Raw genomic sequence first — 15,794 nt, forward strand, 5'->3', positions numbered from 1 at the left:
TGATGACTCGACTTTGTTGAGTATTTAGCATAGAGACTGCTACCAAGTAAGATAACTGAAATTGACATTTAATTTTGTCTATGTGTTTACATTACATAGCTATACATTAAGACTGTAGTCTTCGCGATCGCGTGTTAAGTTAGGGCTATAACAAGGATCGTTATCGATGATTTTTCGCCATTTACTCAGAAGATAATCCGCCTCTTTGCGGAGTCTAGCCATTTTTTCGGGAGTATCTTCATAACCTCTACTTTTAGATTCGTAGTGGTATAAAACGACGTGCGGTAGATAAACATTTTTGTAGCCTAAATTGCTCATTTTTAGACATAGATCGATATCGTTGTAAGCAACAGCTAAAGTTTCATCAAATCCACCAATTTCTGCAAAAACTTCGCGCCGACACATTAAACACGCGCCAGTAATCGCCGAATAGTTATTAACAGTTTTTACCTGACATACGTAACCTGGTGTTGTTGCTGGAAAGTGACGATGACTATGCGCCGCAACACCGCCTAACCCTAATACGACACCAGCGTGTTGAATCGAATTATCTGGATACAACAATAGCACCCCTACTGCGCCAATGGATGCTCTTTGAGCTTGTTCTACCATCGCTTCGATCCAGTCGGGTGTAACGACTTCAGTATCGTTATTTAAAAATAGTAAGTAATCTCCTTCGGCTTTACCCGCAGCGTAGTTATTCAGATGAGAATAGTTAAAAGGAATATCGAGCGGATAACATTTGAAACGTTCTGGCTGTCGCTCTAACCATTGCGAAATGATGTTTAAGGTTTTTTCTTCAGTGCTACCGTTATCTATGACGATAACCTCGTAGTTAGGATAGGTGCTTTTTTGAAAAATTGATTCTAGGCATTTATTCAAAATCGTGCCGAGGTTGCGCGTGGGAATAATAATACTAACTCGCTTGTAGTGAGAAATTTCGTACCGCACGCTATAGTTTCCAGGAAATTCAGGAATTCCAGTTACTCTCCCTGGTTCATGACGTCGCGTTAACGCTTCGGCGATCGCTTTTTCGGCGGCAATATGTGCATAGGATTTGACACTCGCCACACCGGCGGCGGTTGATTCAGGATGAACTCGCCAGTGATAAAGGATTTTAGGTATGTGAAAGATGTTCGTGGTTTTTTCCGTTAGCCGTAAAACCAAATCATAATCTTGGCTACCTTCGTAACCGACGCGAAAACCACCAATTTGCTCGACTAGCGATCGCCTGTAAGTTCCCAAATGACACGTATACATTCGTGATAGAAACGAATCAGGACACCAATCAGGCTTGAAGAATGGATCTTGAAGGCAATTTTGTTGATCGATCTTATCTTCATCTGAGTAAATCATATCGGCTTCGGGATGCCGGTTGAGCAGCAAAGCCATTTCATATAAAGCATCTGGCGTCAGACAATCATCGTGATCGAGTAATGCGACAAATTCTCCTGACGCTAACTCTAAGGCAGAATTAGAAGCACGCGAGATATGACCATTTTCTTCGCGAAACACAACTTTTATTCGCGGATCTTGACGCGCATACTCTTCTAACACTGACTTCACATACGGTTTAGTCGAAGCATCATCAGCAATACATAATTCCCAGTAAGGATATACTTGCTCTAACACCGAAGCGATCGCTGCCCGCAAAAATTGTTCTGGCGGATTGAATACGGGCATAATTACGCTGATGATAGGCTTGTAGGGAAAGATTTCCACCGTTTCAGCCATTTTTTTTAAATCGGCTTCTCTAGGAAAATTCTTGCTTAACCAGCGCGCGTATTGTTCTTGATGGGGCGCAGCGATCATCCCGACTTCAACAGTTGCGGGTGAAGTATCAAGCTTGTAGTAGATTTTCTTAGCGGCTTGTGAGAGGGCGTACCGCGTACCTTTGACACGCAACACTGCATAATAATGTTTGAGCCGTGATAACAAACTGATTGGTTTAACTTTGGCACTCGCAAAGCTTAGTAATGTCGCTTCGTGACGCGCCGCATTGTATGCCCAGGCTTGAAGCTGAATTTTTCCGCTTGGGAAATCTGCAAGATTAAGCGTTGCACTCCAACCTGATTTTTGGTAAGCAGGGTTACTGAAAGCTTGCGCGACATCTGGTCTTTCGGAATTAACCAAAGCAACTGCAACTAACTGACGATTTTTACCGTAGGTGATGATGACGCAATCTGCGACTTTTTCTTCATCCGGCAAAATTGCCCAGCCTCTTGCAATGACGGGCGTTTCCTTAGGGACTTTGAGCGCGGTAGGGTTGACACCATCAATGCTATCAAAGCAGCCATTTAACGTTTTTGGCGCGGTGTTGAATTTAATTTCTTTGAGATTGAGATGGAAATCGTCAGTACTATTAACTGGTGCTGGTGTGATAGATTTTTGCATGGTTGATAGACGATCGGTGCGGATGAATTGCTTGAAGCCAAGCCACAGATTACGCAATCTCCAGAATTTACTACTCTCTATTGCCTGAATATGTGACCGCGATCGCACCAGATCAGCTTGTGTTTGTTTTAGCTGTGATTGTGAGTGTTCTAATTCCGTTTTTATTTGCGCAAGTTGTAGCTGTGCGTGTTCTAATTCTTCGTGCTTTTGCTGCAATTGCGATCGCACGAACGCTGATTCGGCTTGTAAGTGCTCGATTTGCCATTGCGATGTTTCTAGTTGAACTTGTGTTTTTTGCCGTTGAATTTGGAATTGTTCAACTTCTGATTGCGCTTGTTCTAATTGCGATCGTGAACTTTCTAGTTCCTCCTGAATATGCTGTATTTGCGATTGCGAATTCTCTAGTTCTACTTGCATATGTTGCAGTTGTACTTGCGTTAGATCCAATTGCACAACAAGTTGCGAATATTGTTCACTTAACTCTGTGTATTTGCTTTTATGATCGCCTGGATAAGCGCGTAAGATAAATTGCAGCGTTTCCGTTTCTGCTTCTTGTTCTAATTTTTGAATAAGTTCGTTACTAAAATCTGCTTTGTTTAACTGCGGAATTAATGGTGCATCTGCAAAGATTGGCAGTTTTGTTCGCTCTAAGACATCGATAACATAACCTGTCTTTTCAAATAAATCTTCTACCGTTTTTTTCGTAAAAAAGCGTAAATGAGTGTTGTCTAAAATTCCTAATTCTGTATATTCAAATTTACCTTGCAGCAAAGCCAATCGAATTGATCCGTGCGCAATGTTAGGAATAGAAGCAACAACAAATCCGTCAGGGCTTAACAAATGCTGAGTTTCTTTTAGCACTCTCCACGGATCGCGCAAGTGTTCTAAAACATCACCAAAGATTGCAACATCAAAACTTTGTGGCGGTAAAATTTCAGCAAGGTGAACGATATCTAAATCAGCAACAACAACTTGCTTGCAGTAGTGTTCGGCGATTTTTGCCGCTTCTGGATTGATTTCAACGCCTGTAACTTCACACCCCTGCTGTTGTAGTAAGCGTGCTAGATACCCTGTAGCACAACCAAAATCGATAACTCGCTTGTTTTCTCCAACTAAATAGTATATTTTTTTTAAACTATGGTTGTCATCTAAACTTTCTAAAGTGATATTTTCAGCGGCAGGATAGTTTTTATGACTAAAATTCATACATTTTTCATGCCTGTACTTGCACGGCGGACACGTTAGAGATGCGGCTTACCTCAACTGACATCGGTAAATCGACTAACGCATGAATGTTCTTACCTGTATCTGGGGGTAACACTTGAAAAACAAGGGCATTGTCGATCCAATCAAAAGTCACCGAAGTATAATCTTCTGAACCAGCAACGGTCACACTGTAGGAAACAGGTCTTAACGGTAGTTTAAATTTAAATTGCACTGTGAATTTCTCGCCTGGAGATAACTTGCCAATTTGCAAATTTTCCTCCCACGTGTTACTGCCAATAATTTCGTTACCATTTTTATCGCACACAAAAAAGCCGACAATGCATCCTTGTAACGGCTCATAAACTACCAAATCTACGACGAGCGTTACCTCTTCATTAAAGTTAAAAACTAAATTGTCTCTAGAATATTCTCCTAAAGAGTTTAAAATCTTCACATCTTGAATCAAAGCCTTGCGGTTTCCGCGTCGATGTGGCTTCTTACTGTTGTTACCTTTACGATCGCCGATGCTGCGTGTAAATTCGGGTAGTTCTCCCTTAAGGCGATCGCTTGTATCAAAAGCATCGTGTCTTTCTACCAGCGTTGGCTGTTCAGCATCATTAAGTAATCCTAGTTCTTCTTGTGTGACGAGTTTCATGTACTCGATAATCACCGCATTTGGGGAACCTGTCGTGTAAATTCTGCCTTCATGCAGCATCACGGCGGAGTTACACAACGTTTTGACTGCACCCGAATCGTGCGAAACAAACAACGTTGTCACGCCAGAATCCATCAAAGCGCGCATCCGGCGCATACAGCGATGCTGAAAAACAACATCACCAACTGCCAAAGCTTCGTCCACAATCAAGACTTCAGGATAAACATTCACTGCAACCGCAAACGCTAAGCGAACGAACATTCCGCTAGAGTAAGTTTTAACTGGTTGGTCGATAAAATCTCCAATATCAGCAAAACCAGCAATTTCATCAAATTTTGCTGCAATTTCTTGATGGCTCAAACCCAACAAGCGCCCGTTAAAAAAGACATTCTGTCTTCCAGTAAATTCTGGATTGAAGCCACTTCCTAGTTCTAGGAGCGCTGAAATTCGTCCATTAACACTGACTTGACCGGTCGTCGGTTGAAGTGTACCAGCAAGAATCTGAAGTAATGTACTTTTTCCCGAACCATTGCGCCCCACAATGCCCAAGGTTTGTCCTTTTGGGACTTCTAAGTTAATGTCGCGTAATGCCCAAAATTCATCAGCTGAACTTTGATGCGGAAGCAAGATTTCCTTCAAACGATCAACTGGGCGTGGGTACCGTTTAAAGCATTTGGAGACATTATTTAGCGAAATTGCGATTTCACCCATGATATTTATGCCCAAAATGGCAACGAAAACAGTCAATGACGATTGTGTTTGTTTCTAGGATATTAGAGCACATCCGCAAACGCTGGGCGTAGTCGCCGATAGACAGCAAAGCCAAAACAAAAAACGACGATAGAAGCGATCGCCGCAACGCTTAATTCGCCTCCGTGTCTTAATTCGCCAACTAAAACCAAATCGCGATAGGCCTCAACGATCGCCGTCATCGGATTTAGCCAAAAAATCCAGCCGCGCCACGCTTCGGGAATCAACGATGCTGGATAGATAATCGGCGTAGCATAAAACCACACATTAATTAATAATCCGAGAGTTTGCGGGACATCTCTTAAAAAGACAGTCAAACCCGCTGCAAGATATCCTAAACCAGCGGTGAGTAGTAACTGTGGTAGCCAAACAATCGGCAATAGCCACAGCGTGCTATGAACGGTTTGTGATGCGATTCCCACTAATAAAATTAAAACAACAAGTCCCAGCGAACTTTCGATAAAAGCCGAACAAATTGGCACTAAAGGTAACAATGATAAAGGAAAGACAACTTTTTTAACTAAGTTTTGCTGCGCGATCACCGAGGTAGCAGCTGGAAAAAAACCATTGAGGAAAGCTGTCCAAGGTAATAACCCTGCAAACAACCACAAACCAAAAGTAATATTATTTTCGGGCAAGCCTTGAACACTCAGCTTGACACGCAGCACAATTGAGAAAACGTAGGTATAAATGAGTAACTGCGATAATTGATTTAACAAAGGCCATAAGTTACCTAATACAGAACCTTTGTATTTCGCATCAAGATCTCGCTGGACAAGCGATCGCAGTAAGTCTAACTTTGCCCACCATTGCTTACTAACCGAGAATAAGCTTCTAGCGCCCGCTTTTCGGACAACGCCTTTGATTGTTTGTCGCAATTTTCACATCCTCGCCCACTACCGACACACCGTATTTGACACTAGGCTATCGAGCCACGTTTTGAAACGATTTTGATTTAGCTTACCTCTCATCCTAAATAAATCAGGTAGTTCGCTTAGGTGCTACTAAGCACAAGATTGTATCGGAAATTTTGGATAACGCAATACTTCGTTAAGATATCTAGCGCTTGAAAAGGGTCAGGGGTCGGAGGTCGGGGTTTAGGAGAAGTATTAATATTTTGGCAAATGCTGACGTACTTAGGGGTAAAACGATCAAAATCTAGCGATGAACAGCGCTTGTCACCTAAGTTTTCGCTACACTGAGTCATGGTTCACTTGCGTTGTAAGTTGGAATGGAAATCGGACAACAAGTTAAGGTCTGCCGTTTAAGAGATCGAGTATCACCGCTGATTGTCAAACGTTTAGGTAAAATTGGTACGGTTAAAGGCTTCAAAATGCTTGATGGAAGTAGCGTTGGTGTCGTCGTTCAATTTGAAGACCAGTTTGCGACTTGGTTTTTTGAAGACGAACTCAAAGTTATGCAGTAGGGGTGATACTGGGGGTAGCTGTCCCTAGCTATACATAACTAAAAGTTAACCTCCTCAAAGAAAAACTGCTAAGGAAACATTGTAATGGCGCTGATACTGACCTTTTTAGGCAAAAGTGGCAGCGATCGCCAAAAAATTGCGATCGCTGCTGCCAAAAAATTCGCAACCGAAGGCAAACGCGTCCTCTTAACCGGACGAGATACCGGTCCTGGGTTGAGTTTACTTCTCAATGCCTCGATGAGTTCAACACCGCAGCAAGTATTTCCCAATCTGGAAGCGGTGCAACTTAAAACCTCTAGCTTGCTAGAACGTAGCTGGGAAGAGGTCAAAAAACTAGAGGCGCAATACCTGCGGACACCGATCCTCAAAGATGTCTACGGGCAAGAATTGCCAGTTTTACCAGGAATGGACAGCGCTTTGGAACTCAATGCGTTGCGCGAATACGATGCTAGCGGCAAATACGACGTTATCATCTACGACAGCAGTGGCGACTCGACCACGCTGCGGATGCTAGGAATGGCAGAAAGCTTGAGTTGGTATGTACGACGTTTTCGGCAATTATTTGCGAATTCTGATTTGGGTAAAGCGATCGCGGACTCGCCGTTTATTCAACCGTTGATTAGCAGTTTTTTCAACGTCAACTGGACAGCAGATAACTTTGCGCAACCTACCAACCAAATTAATAACATCCTCGACCAGGGTAAAGCCGCGCTTGCTGACCCCAAACGCGTTGCAGCGTTTTTGGTAACAACAAATGACCCGCTAGACATTGCAAATGTGCGTTATTTGTGGGGTAGTGCGCAACAAATTGGTTTAATTGTAGGTGGCGTTATACTGCATTCGGCGGATACGACGCTTGCGAGTTTATCAAATGAATTTGACCCCTTACCTGTTACGGTTGTCACTGGCAGTGCTTTTGATGACGAGCAACTGATGAACGCCTTGCCAGATTTTGCACAGCAGGCACAGCAAGCTCCTAAACCGATCGAAATTGACGTTGCTACTGGTCAAGTCCGCTTATTTTTGCCTGGCTTTGATAAAAAACAAGTCAAACTGACACAATCAGGACCAGAAGTTACCGTAGAAGCAGGCGATCAGCGGCGGAATATCTTTCTACCTCCTGGTTTGAGTGGCAAACAAATTGCTGGTGCCAAATTTCAAAACAACTATTTGACAATATCTTTCTAGAAGCTGTCAAGTAAATTATTATGTCTAACTCAACTCCTCCACCGTTTCAGCCTGCTGATGAGGCACTCAACAAAACTCCAGATGCTGTAGATATTAATCCTAGTACCGCAGCACCGAGCGCACCTGCTAATCGTAGCGCCAAAACACGGCAACTACTAGGGATGAAAGGTGCAGCGCCAGGAGAAACATCGATTTGGAAAATCCGCTTGCAACTGATGAAGCCGATTACTTGGATTCCCCTGATTTGGGGTGTCGTTTGTGGCGCGGCTTCGTCGGGAGAATACACCTGGACGTTAGAAAATGTCTTGAAAGCAGCAACGTGTATGTTACTGGCAGGACCTTTACTGACGGGTTACACGCAAACACTCAATGATTTTTACGATCGCGAAATTGACGCGATTAACGAACCCTATCGCCCGATTCCTTCAGGGGCAATTTCTGTCCCGCAAGTTGTGAGTCAAATCTTGCTATTACTCGCTGCGGGAATTGGTTTAGCGTTTGTTCTTGATCGCTGGGTTGGTCACGAGTTCCCAACAATTACACTGCTAGCACTAGGCGGTGCGTTCTTAGCCTATATCTATTCTGCACCACCGTTGAAACTCAAGCGCAATGGTTGGCTGGGTAATTATGCCTTGGGTGCTAGCTACATTGCTTTACCGTGGTGGACAGGTCATGCTTTGTTTGGGGATTTGAATTGGACGATCGCGATTCTTACCTTGATTTACAGCATGGCTGGCTTGGGAATTGCGGTTGTGAACGACTTCAAGAGTGTCGAAGGCGATCGCCAGTTGGGACTCAAGTCGCTGCCTGTGATGTTTGGCGTTAACACCGCTGCGTGGATTTGTGTCGCCATGATTGATTTATTCCAAGCAGGAATTGCTGCTTATTTAATTGGCATTGGCGAAAATCTTTACGGCGCAATTCTACTATTGTTGTTGATTCCGCAGATCACGTTTCAGGATATGTATTTCTTGCGCGATCCGATCCAAAATGACGTCAAATATCAAGCCAGCGCGCAACCCTTCCTTGTTTTAGGAATGCTTGTAGCTGGGTTGGCGTTGGGTCATGCTGGGGTGTAGAAGAGGTCAGGAGCGAGGAAGTCCCGCTCCTAATCTTCGTGACGTAACTGCCATGCAGCACCAAATGCTGCACCTGCACCTGCAATAAAGCCAGTACTGATTCCTTGTAGCGTATTTGTTATAGGATCTTGAGTTAAACACTCAGTTGTGACTTGAGGCGCTTTTAAACACTGTTTGCTTTCTGCCCAACTTGCAGTTCCTCCCAAAATGACTCCTGATGCACTGCAAGAAACAACTAATAATAAGAGGCGCTTGGCTTTTCTATCCATAGATAGATACTAAAAGTAATAAATTGTTGTAGCTTCTCCTTAATTTACCACTGAAATTTGTAATTTCAATCTATTTCTAAATCAAAAAGTAAGCGAGCGTAGACATTCAAAGGATCGTTTATGGCGTGTAAGACGGCAATTTCTTCTTGAAGTTTCTGTAATTCGGATTTTAGCGGGGCTGGAAGAAAGGATCGCTCTAAAGGATAATCTTGCACCATTAGGCGAATTGGGCTGGCTAGCTGTGCCAAAAGTCTGGCTTCAAAAGTTCGTACTTCAGGATACTCTTGCAATTGCCAATCATCGCCTAGCTTGGCTTGTGCGGCTGCGTATTGAATTGCGGTATCAATTCCACCGATTTCATCAACTAAGCCAATTTCTTTGGCGGCGACACCTGACCAAACTCGTCCTTGAGCTATTTCTGCGACTTTTGGTAACGGGAGTTTGCGGGCTTTGGCGACTCGATTCAGGAATATATCATATAATCGTTCGGCTGTGCGCTGCGATCGCGTGAGTTCTTGATTTGATAGCGGACGCGCGATTGTTTGGCTATCAGCGTAGCGACCTGTTTTAACGCTATCCCAAGTGATACCATTATCATTAGCTAGCTGTTGAATATTAAAGCGCAGCCCAAAGACACCAATAGAACCTGTGACAGTGTTCGGTTCAGCAAAGATGCGGTTAGCATCCGTCGCAATCCAGTAACCGCCAGAAGCTGCATAATCGCCCATTGAGACGACAACAGGTTTAACTTGGCGGGTGAGTTGCAACTCGCGCTGAATTTCCTCAGCAGCTGTTGCGCTTCCACCACGACTATTTACCCGTAAGACAACAGCTTTGACTTGATTATCTTGACGCAGCGTGCGGATAATTCGGGCAAAGCGATCACTTCCTACTTGTCCGGCGCTTCCTTGTCCATTAACAATAGCCCCTTCAGCATAAACAACCGCAATTTTGTTGCGCGAGTTGCGTGCGGTGCGCGTTTTCTCATCTAACTGCGCATAACTTGGTAAGCTGATTTGCCGAAACGTGCGGCTTTCTTGCGATTCCCCAGTTAATTGCTTTAATCGCTGTAAGACTTCATCAAAATAGGCAACTTGATCGACTAAACCACTTTTTTGCGCTTCATCGGGTAACAAAATACCTTGATTATCGGCGATCGCTTGCAGTTGTGACGTACTTACGTTGCGGCTATTACTCACTGCATTTAGCCATTCTGTCCATAGATCGCCTAATAGGCGCTGTAATTGTTCTCGGTTTTCGGGGCTTAGCTGCGATCGCGTAAATGGTTCAACCGAACCCTTAAATCTACCAACCCGAATGACTTGGACGCCAACACCATACTTCTCTAAAGCCCCAGCAAAGAAAACAGGTTGATTGCTCAATCCGCTGAGTTCCATCGCCCCTAAAGGATTCACAATGACTGTATTCGCGACCGAACTGAGGTAATAGTCTTTTTGTCGCCAGTCTGTATTGTAAGCAACAATTGTTTTTCCTGATGCACGGAAACGTTCTAGTGCTTGACGCACTTCCTTAAGCGTCGCAAAGCCAGCACTACTACTTGCTGTGGTACTGCGACTGCCATCGAGATACACGCCAACGATCCGACTATCTTGCTGCGCTTTTTCTAAAACATCTAGCACTGTGCGTAAACTAACGCGATTGCTTTCTTCACTGGATAACGCTCGTTGTAAAATTGCACCAGGACTCGCATTTGGTGGCGCGTCAGTAATATTTAAAGATAAATCAAAAACAAGGACAGATTGCTCTTTGAGTTGTGGTCCAGTATCTCGCGATGCGACTGCCACAAGTAACAACAGCAACCCACCAGTACTGATACCAACAAAGATTAATAATCCTAGTATGGTTCCTACGATACTGGCAAAGGTTTGTTTAAAAAAGTTGCGCATTAAAGAGGGGTCAGGGATAGAGAAAAACCTGAATCTAAACGGGTTGGATACTTTATTGAGTACCCTAGCAAAGACCGAACTTATTTTAACGAAGAAATTGGGAATTAGGGTGATTTTCCGATCTTGGTCTGATCCCTGACCTCTTTTAATTTAGCTCCTATCAGATTCTTGTTGCGGCGTTTGAGCGGTTTTTAACGCTTCTACGAGCTTCGTTAAAGCGTATTCCAACTCAAAGCCAGGATCGCTTGCTACCCAGCCATCGGGTGTTAAATGCCGCGTTTCAAAGTGTAAATGCGGTCCTGTGGAATTCCCTGTGCTTCCGACAAGTCCGATGACGGTTCCTTGTTTGACCCGTTCGCCTGGCTGGACAAAGATTTCGGATAAGTGACCGTAGAGCGTTTGTTGTGGAATATCCCAAGGTGTTTTGTCAGAACTCTTTGTGGGTTTTTCATGTTCGAGGACAACAGTTAAACCGTAGCCGCCTAAAAAGTTAGCGATCGCAACACTTCCTGTATACGCAGCTAAGACGGGTGTTCCTGTGGGCGCGCCTAAATCAGTTCCGGTATGAAAACGGCGATCACCTGTAATCGGATGAATGCGCCAACCGAATAACGAGGTAATCGGCGCAGGGATGGTTAGCGGAAAGAGTAAACCCGTATTGCGAGTCTTCACTCCTTGCTGCATTCGATTGTAGTAAGCTTGCGTGCTAGGCGAGACACTTTGATTCACAAGTGCGATCGCTTGTTGAATGTATGCTGGTGGTTCTTTGGTACCACTTTTTGTATAACTCGCGCTACTACCACGCACTGGCGATACACTTGCAATTTGAGTGCTTTTTGGTATTTGTGTCAACGCGTTACGCGATCGCGGGTTACGAATGGCAACATTAATACGTTGAGGTGCGGTCTGACAAACACTTGCAGCACCTTGCCCGTTGCGGACAACGGCGCGACATCCTGTAGAGCGTTCTGATAGCACAACCGCACTAGGCGGTTCATAAGTTCTCGTCGCACCAATACTATAGTTTGTGGAGTCGATATGCGATCTACTAAAGTCTGGTGTAGGGTTAGTCGCATTTTGGCTAGTAGTTCGCGGTTTTTGTGCTGTGGGTGCAGTTGGTAGAATTGTCTGCGGGCGTTTTTGAGGAGTAGATGCGCGCGGAACCGCTGGAGTAGCAAGTTTTTGGCGTAATCTTTCTACTCTGGTTTGATGCGCAGCTGCTGAATTGGTTGGGAAAGCGGTTGTATCTTCCTTGATAGGTACAACAATGCTATCAATACTTGCTTGTGCCGATGCGGGTTGTTGACTCAGGAGGCTAACTATACCAAGACAGGTCAAGCTTGGTAATAGCAGCGAACGCCGCCCAAAATAGGATGAAGGCGCGCTGGCGTTTTCGTTTCCCTGTTTCATTCATTCCTCTCAGTTGCTGTTAGTTCGCCTTGGTGGAAAATTATACTGGTTTGTCTTGTGTCAGGAAAGAGGGTAAGGTGTAAAGTCTTGATGCTGCGTTGTCTGTAGCTGTTAGAATAGCTTGAACTGTAGCTGATTTAAACTTACTTTGATGTTGGGTGATAGGTAATGGGGAGTTACTCGTTAAGAGTGTTGAGTTATGAGTTACTTTCCTCAATTCAAAACTTTTCTGACCCAATTACCAGTTACTAATGACCAGCCTTTCGATGACGTTAATTTTCACGTATTTACTTATTATCGATGCATACTTGGCACTGGCAAACTTGGCAAGGCTTACCATATCTCACTTGTAGTCTTTTGGAACCGTGGTTGCATGGTTTTTTTACTCAGCATTTTTGGTCGCGATCTCCCGCAGAACTCGTTAAGGTTCTGCACCCAACCGCAGCAGCTTATCGGGTAAAACAAGTTCACGGCAATATTGTTTTAACGCCTTCACAAATCAAAGAAGCAATGAACGCAGAAAATGACTTGCTACCACCGGCTGATGGTGTCGTCACAGAACAAGCTTTGCAATCAGTTTGGGTAGCCAGTGCTGATTGTACTCCGGTGTTGATTGCAGATTCTCAAACTGGGCAAGTTGCGGCGGTACACGCAGGGTGGCGCGGTACAGCAGCTAAGATTGTGCCAGTGGCGATCGCGCGTTTGCAAGCGCAGGGGAGTCAGTTAGTCGATTTGCGTATTGCTTTAGGACCTGCGATTGCGGGTGCAGTTTATCAAGTTTCGACTCAAGTAGCGGCGCAAGTCGGAGCAAGTATTTATGCTGCTAGCGCTGAGGAATTGATCGTAAATGCCTTGCAGCGTTTGCCCGATGCACCCATCCTACAAGATCCTGAACCAGAGCGCGTGCGCCTAGACGTGCGACGCGTGATTGCGCTTCAGTTAGAACATTTGGGAATTCACGCTGAACAAGTGGCGATCGCGCCTCATTGTACGTATCAACAGCCAGAGTGTTTCTTTTCTTACCGCCGCGACCAGCAAAAAAAAGTTCAGTGGTCAGGAATTGTGAGTAGATAACAACACTATTGCTTGTTAGTCTTGTATAATTTATCAAAGCTAAACTAATATTTCTAAGTAATAACCGAAGTTGTAGATTTCTAAAAAGTCTATGGAATCAGCACTTAACGGATACTTCGTATTTTCTTGGCTAATTTTTACAATATTTTTATAATAAATTGGCTTTAATTTGGTTAAGCTATAAGCATATTCAGGGATAACTAAATTAAACTCTATATACCGAACTATGCGCCTTTAGAGATAATTCTCCAAAGGCGCTTATAATCTGAGAAAATTAGCTAGTTTAAATAAATTTTTAAATTGAAAATCCGAAGAGCTATACATCAAATAACTCAACTATCTTGGCAAAATATTTATGCAAATTAAATGCGTAATATTGAGTATAGCCGTTTTGATCTGAGATGAATTTATTTTCGAGGCATTTTCTGATTGTTAGGCTAGCATAAAACTAATATCGCTTGCCGCTTCAGACAGCAATCACTTAATCTCTTGTGTTTTGCTAAAGATAGGGTTTTTATGTAATTCCTAATGCTAGAAGTCTTATACTGCAAGGATATCAGCTAATCTAAGCAATGTTCTATGAGCGCTAAGTCCAAATTGCAACTACCATGAATGAATACTACTATTTTAACTTCACTAATCTCTTTTTCAAAGATCATAGTTCTTCCTATGTAAACTAATACGCTTGACTATTTCAGAATAACTAATATTACTGTATAAGTTAGGTGTAGAAAGTACTGAAAGTTGTATGAAGAGTCATAATATCATGCATAATTCATTTTTGACGAAACAGTAAAAAAACAGTCAATAAAATGTAATAAATAGCAAAAAAAACAGGAGAGTTAATGATTTAGTTGAATATTATATTAAGGTGTATAAAATACACGAACTTAAGCGAATTTTTAAAGTTGCAACTCGCTTGATGTAATATTGAAATCTAGCTTGGATAAAAAGAGTTTTAACTTTTGGATGAAAAACAGCTTATACTTATGTCTGATCCCTAATACATACCTCAGTGTTTCCCTGCGATCTCTGTAGCAGATTTACCATTTGAGGAATTTGGCGATTCAAGATGAACTTCAGCGTGGGGAACATTCATTTGTTCAACATGTGTTGGGTTCGATAAGAGATTTTTGGAAGAAGGCGCAGGCATCCACAGTGCAAGGATACCTGTTACACAACTCCAATAGAGAGCAGTATTTTTTTCCTCATCAATATCAGTGCGGGCTAGCTGAAAAAGGCTAAAAACTAAAATAACGAAACTAAAGAAAAATTGAATGACAAATCTTAACGAGTAGATGTCTCGAAAGGAAAATGGTTCTGATGTTGAACGAATCTTGTTATCCATAATAAACTTCCTCGTCTTCAGTTATGCTTAATTGATGAAACCTCGTGCATGAATTGCAGATGCCTATGATTGAAGTACTCTACAAAGGTAGACTTTGTTTATCTAGTAGTATTTTTGTACTATATTAAGATAGATAGTTGAGAATTTGCTTAAGAGCTACTACAAGTCTTCTAGAGAAATTACGCAAAAAGGGAAAAATCTTGAGTTGATGCGATCGCACCTAGCGCCAATTCTCTCAGTTATGTCGCCAGTGGTTAGCCACTTTTGCTCATCCGCATTAAAAATGACGAATAGGTTTTAAGCACTAAACTTATTGAAATAGTTGCTAGCGCTGAATTTCTCTGATTTTGCGAACAGCTAGTTGGTGGTTGTTGGTATCTGCTTGAGTGTAAAACAGTTCCGCAGCTTTTTGTAAATCGTTGATTGCGCCTTGTTTATCTCCGCTGTTGAAGCGCGTTATACCGCGATGATAATGAGTCATGGCAAGATTGTATACTGAGCCTTGACGATTGCCTCGTAGTCGCGATCGCTCTGAGGAGGGCATTTGATTGAGGACTTGAATGGCTTGAGTATACTCTGCAATGGCTCCTGTTGCATCTCCACTATTGTCACGGTGCAAGCCACGTTGACGATAAAGTTGCGCGAGGTGGAGGTAGGGATCTTCAAGGAGAGGGTTAATCTTAATTGCTTGGGTGTAATCAGCGATCGCGCCTTGCCGATCTTGCGCAGCCAACCGCGCCGTACCACGATTGTTGTAGATTTGTGCATGACGGGGGTTAATTTTAATCGCTTGCGTGTAATCGGCAATCGCGCCTTGCGCATCTCCTAATGCTAAGCGGGCTAAACCGCGATCGTTGTAAGCATCGGTATGATTTGGATCGAGCTTAATTGCCTGCGTATAATATTCAATTGCGCCTTGCTTATCGCCTTCGAGTTGATCTTTGAAAACTCCTTGATGGTAATACTCCTCAGCAGTCATCGCTGTAAGTGGTGATTGCGCGTAGGTAGTCGGAATTTCATTTAATGCAGTAGTAATTCCGAAAAGCAGGCACGTCGTTAGTAAGGTTTTATAAAGACGAAGCATAATA

At 43.3% G+C, this 15,794-nt stretch carries 12 protein-coding genes; 4 read left to right on the forward strand and 8 right to left on the reverse strand.

Going from position 1 to position 15,794, the window contains the following annotated elements; all coding sequences use genetic code 11:
- Nucleotides 1-99: 99 nt before the first annotated feature.
- From NIES1031_RS23375 to NIES1031_RS13230, 3 genes are all read right to left on the reverse strand, one after another.
- A complete protein-coding gene (locus tag NIES1031_RS23375) occupies nucleotides 100-3,600 on the reverse strand; it encodes a glycosyltransferase (RefSeq protein WP_084544342.1) in 3,501 nt (1,166 codons plus the stop codon).
- A gap of 7 nt (nucleotides 3,601-3,607) precedes the next feature.
- A complete protein-coding gene (locus NIES1031_RS13225; protein WP_236738832.1) occupies nucleotides 3,608-4,894 on the reverse strand; it encodes an ABC transporter ATP-binding protein in 1,287 nt (428 codons plus the stop codon).
- A gap of 134 nt (nucleotides 4,895-5,028) precedes the next feature.
- A complete protein-coding gene (locus NIES1031_RS13230; RefSeq protein WP_218596798.1) occupies nucleotides 5,029-5,883 on the reverse strand; it encodes an ABC transporter permease in 855 nt (284 codons plus the stop codon).
- A gap of 353 nt (nucleotides 5,884-6,236) precedes the next feature.
- Between NIES1031_RS13230 and petP the strand changes: the two genes are divergently transcribed.
- From petP to chlG, 3 genes are all read left to right on the forward strand, one after another.
- Complete coding sequence (petP, locus tag NIES1031_RS13235) at nucleotides 6,237-6,431, forward strand: cytochrome b6f subunit PetP (protein WP_073549899.1); 195 nt, start codon at nucleotides 6,237-6,239, stop codon at nucleotides 6,429-6,431.
- Between the two features lie 84 nt (nucleotides 6,432-6,515).
- A complete protein-coding gene (locus NIES1031_RS13240; protein WP_073549900.1) occupies nucleotides 6,516-7,619 on the forward strand; it encodes a Get3/ArsA fold putative tail anchor-mediating ATPase NosAFP in 1,104 nt (367 codons plus the stop codon).
- A gap of 20 nt (nucleotides 7,620-7,639) precedes the next feature.
- Nucleotides 7,640-8,698 carry a chlorophyll synthase ChlG gene (gene chlG, locus NIES1031_RS13245; protein ID WP_073549901.1) on the forward strand — a complete coding sequence of 353 codons (1,059 nt, stop codon included), beginning with the start codon at nucleotides 7,640-7,642 and terminating at the stop codon, nucleotides 8,696-8,698.
- A gap of 29 nt (nucleotides 8,699-8,727) precedes the next feature.
- Here chlG and NIES1031_RS13250 read toward each other — a convergent pair whose 3' ends face one another.
- From NIES1031_RS13250 to NIES1031_RS13260, 3 genes are all read right to left on the reverse strand, one after another.
- Nucleotides 8,728-8,967 (reverse strand): hypothetical protein, encoded by a 240-nt coding sequence (locus NIES1031_RS13250; protein ID WP_073549903.1) that lies wholly within the window; start codon nucleotides 8,965-8,967, stop codon nucleotides 8,728-8,730.
- Nucleotides 8,968-9,032: 65 nt separating this feature from the next.
- A complete protein-coding gene (sppA, locus tag NIES1031_RS13255; protein WP_073549904.1) occupies nucleotides 9,033-10,874 on the reverse strand; it encodes a signal peptide peptidase SppA in 1,842 nt (613 codons plus the stop codon).
- A gap of 150 nt (nucleotides 10,875-11,024) precedes the next feature.
- Nucleotides 11,025-12,284: a M23 family metallopeptidase gene (locus NIES1031_RS13260; protein WP_073549905.1), complete on the reverse strand. Its 1,260-nt coding sequence runs from the start codon at nucleotides 12,282-12,284 to the stop codon at nucleotides 11,025-11,027.
- Between the two features lie 300 nt (nucleotides 12,285-12,584).
- On the opposite strand from NIES1031_RS13260, the gene pgeF reads away from it, so the two are divergent.
- Entirely contained in the window at nucleotides 12,585-13,358 is a 774-nt protein-coding gene (gene pgeF / locus NIES1031_RS13265) for a peptidoglycan editing factor PgeF (RefSeq protein WP_073549907.1), read from the forward strand.
- A 1,012-nt stretch (nucleotides 13,359-14,370) separates the two neighbouring features.
- On the opposite strand, the gene NIES1031_RS13270 is transcribed toward pgeF, so the two are convergent.
- Together NIES1031_RS13270 and NIES1031_RS13275 are read right to left on the reverse strand one after the other, a co-directional pair.
- Nucleotides 14,371-14,706: a hypothetical protein gene (locus tag NIES1031_RS13270; RefSeq protein ID WP_073549908.1), complete on the reverse strand. Its 336-nt coding sequence runs from the start codon at nucleotides 14,704-14,706 to the stop codon at nucleotides 14,371-14,373.
- A gap of 325 nt (nucleotides 14,707-15,031) precedes the next feature.
- Nucleotides 15,032-15,790 (reverse strand): tetratricopeptide repeat protein, encoded by a 759-nt coding sequence (locus NIES1031_RS13275; protein ID WP_073549909.1) that lies wholly within the window; start codon nucleotides 15,788-15,790, stop codon nucleotides 15,032-15,034.
- Nucleotides 15,791-15,794 lie beyond the last annotated feature (4 nt).

The sequence above is a fragment of the Chroogloeocystis siderophila 5.2 s.c.1 genome, from assembly GCF_001904655.1.
In the GTDB taxonomy this organism is placed as follows: Bacteria; Cyanobacteriota; Cyanobacteriia; order Cyanobacteriales; family Chroococcidiopsidaceae; genus Chroogloeocystis; species Chroogloeocystis siderophila.

Bases quoted from the DNA above. Each gene is read 5' to 3' on its own strand.
- pgeF (WP_073549907.1), top strand. From the start codon at position 12,585: ATGCATACTTGGCACTGGCAAACTTGGCAAGGCTTACCATATCTCACT.
- NIES1031_RS13275 (WP_073549909.1), bottom strand. From the start codon at position 15,790: ATGCTTCGTCTTTATAAAACCTTACTAACGACGTGCCTGCTTTTCGGA.
- petP (WP_073549899.1), top strand. From the start codon at position 6,237: ATGGAAATCGGACAACAAGTTAAGGTCTGCCGTTTAAGAGATCGAGTA.
- NIES1031_RS13240 (WP_073549900.1), top strand. From the start codon at position 6,516: ATGGCGCTGATACTGACCTTTTTAGGCAAAAGTGGCAGCGATCGCCAA.
- chlG (WP_073549901.1), top strand. From the start codon at position 7,640: ATGTCTAACTCAACTCCTCCACCGTTTCAGCCTGCTGATGAGGCACTC.
- NIES1031_RS23375 (WP_084544342.1), bottom strand. From the start codon at position 3,600: ATGAATTTTAGTCATAAAAACTATCCTGCCGCTGAAAATATCACTTTA.
- NIES1031_RS13270 (WP_073549908.1), bottom strand. From the start codon at position 14,706: ATGGATAACAAGATTCGTTCAACATCAGAACCATTTTCCTTTCGAGAC.
- NIES1031_RS13260 (WP_073549905.1), bottom strand. From the start codon at position 12,284: ATGAAACAGGGAAACGAAAACGCCAGCGCGCCTTCATCCTATTTTGGG.
- NIES1031_RS13250 (WP_073549903.1), bottom strand. From the start codon at position 8,967: ATGGATAGAAAAGCCAAGCGCCTCTTATTATTAGTTGTTTCTTGCAGT.
- sppA (WP_073549904.1), bottom strand. From the start codon at position 10,874: ATGCGCAACTTTTTTAAACAAACCTTTGCCAGTATCGTAGGAACCATA.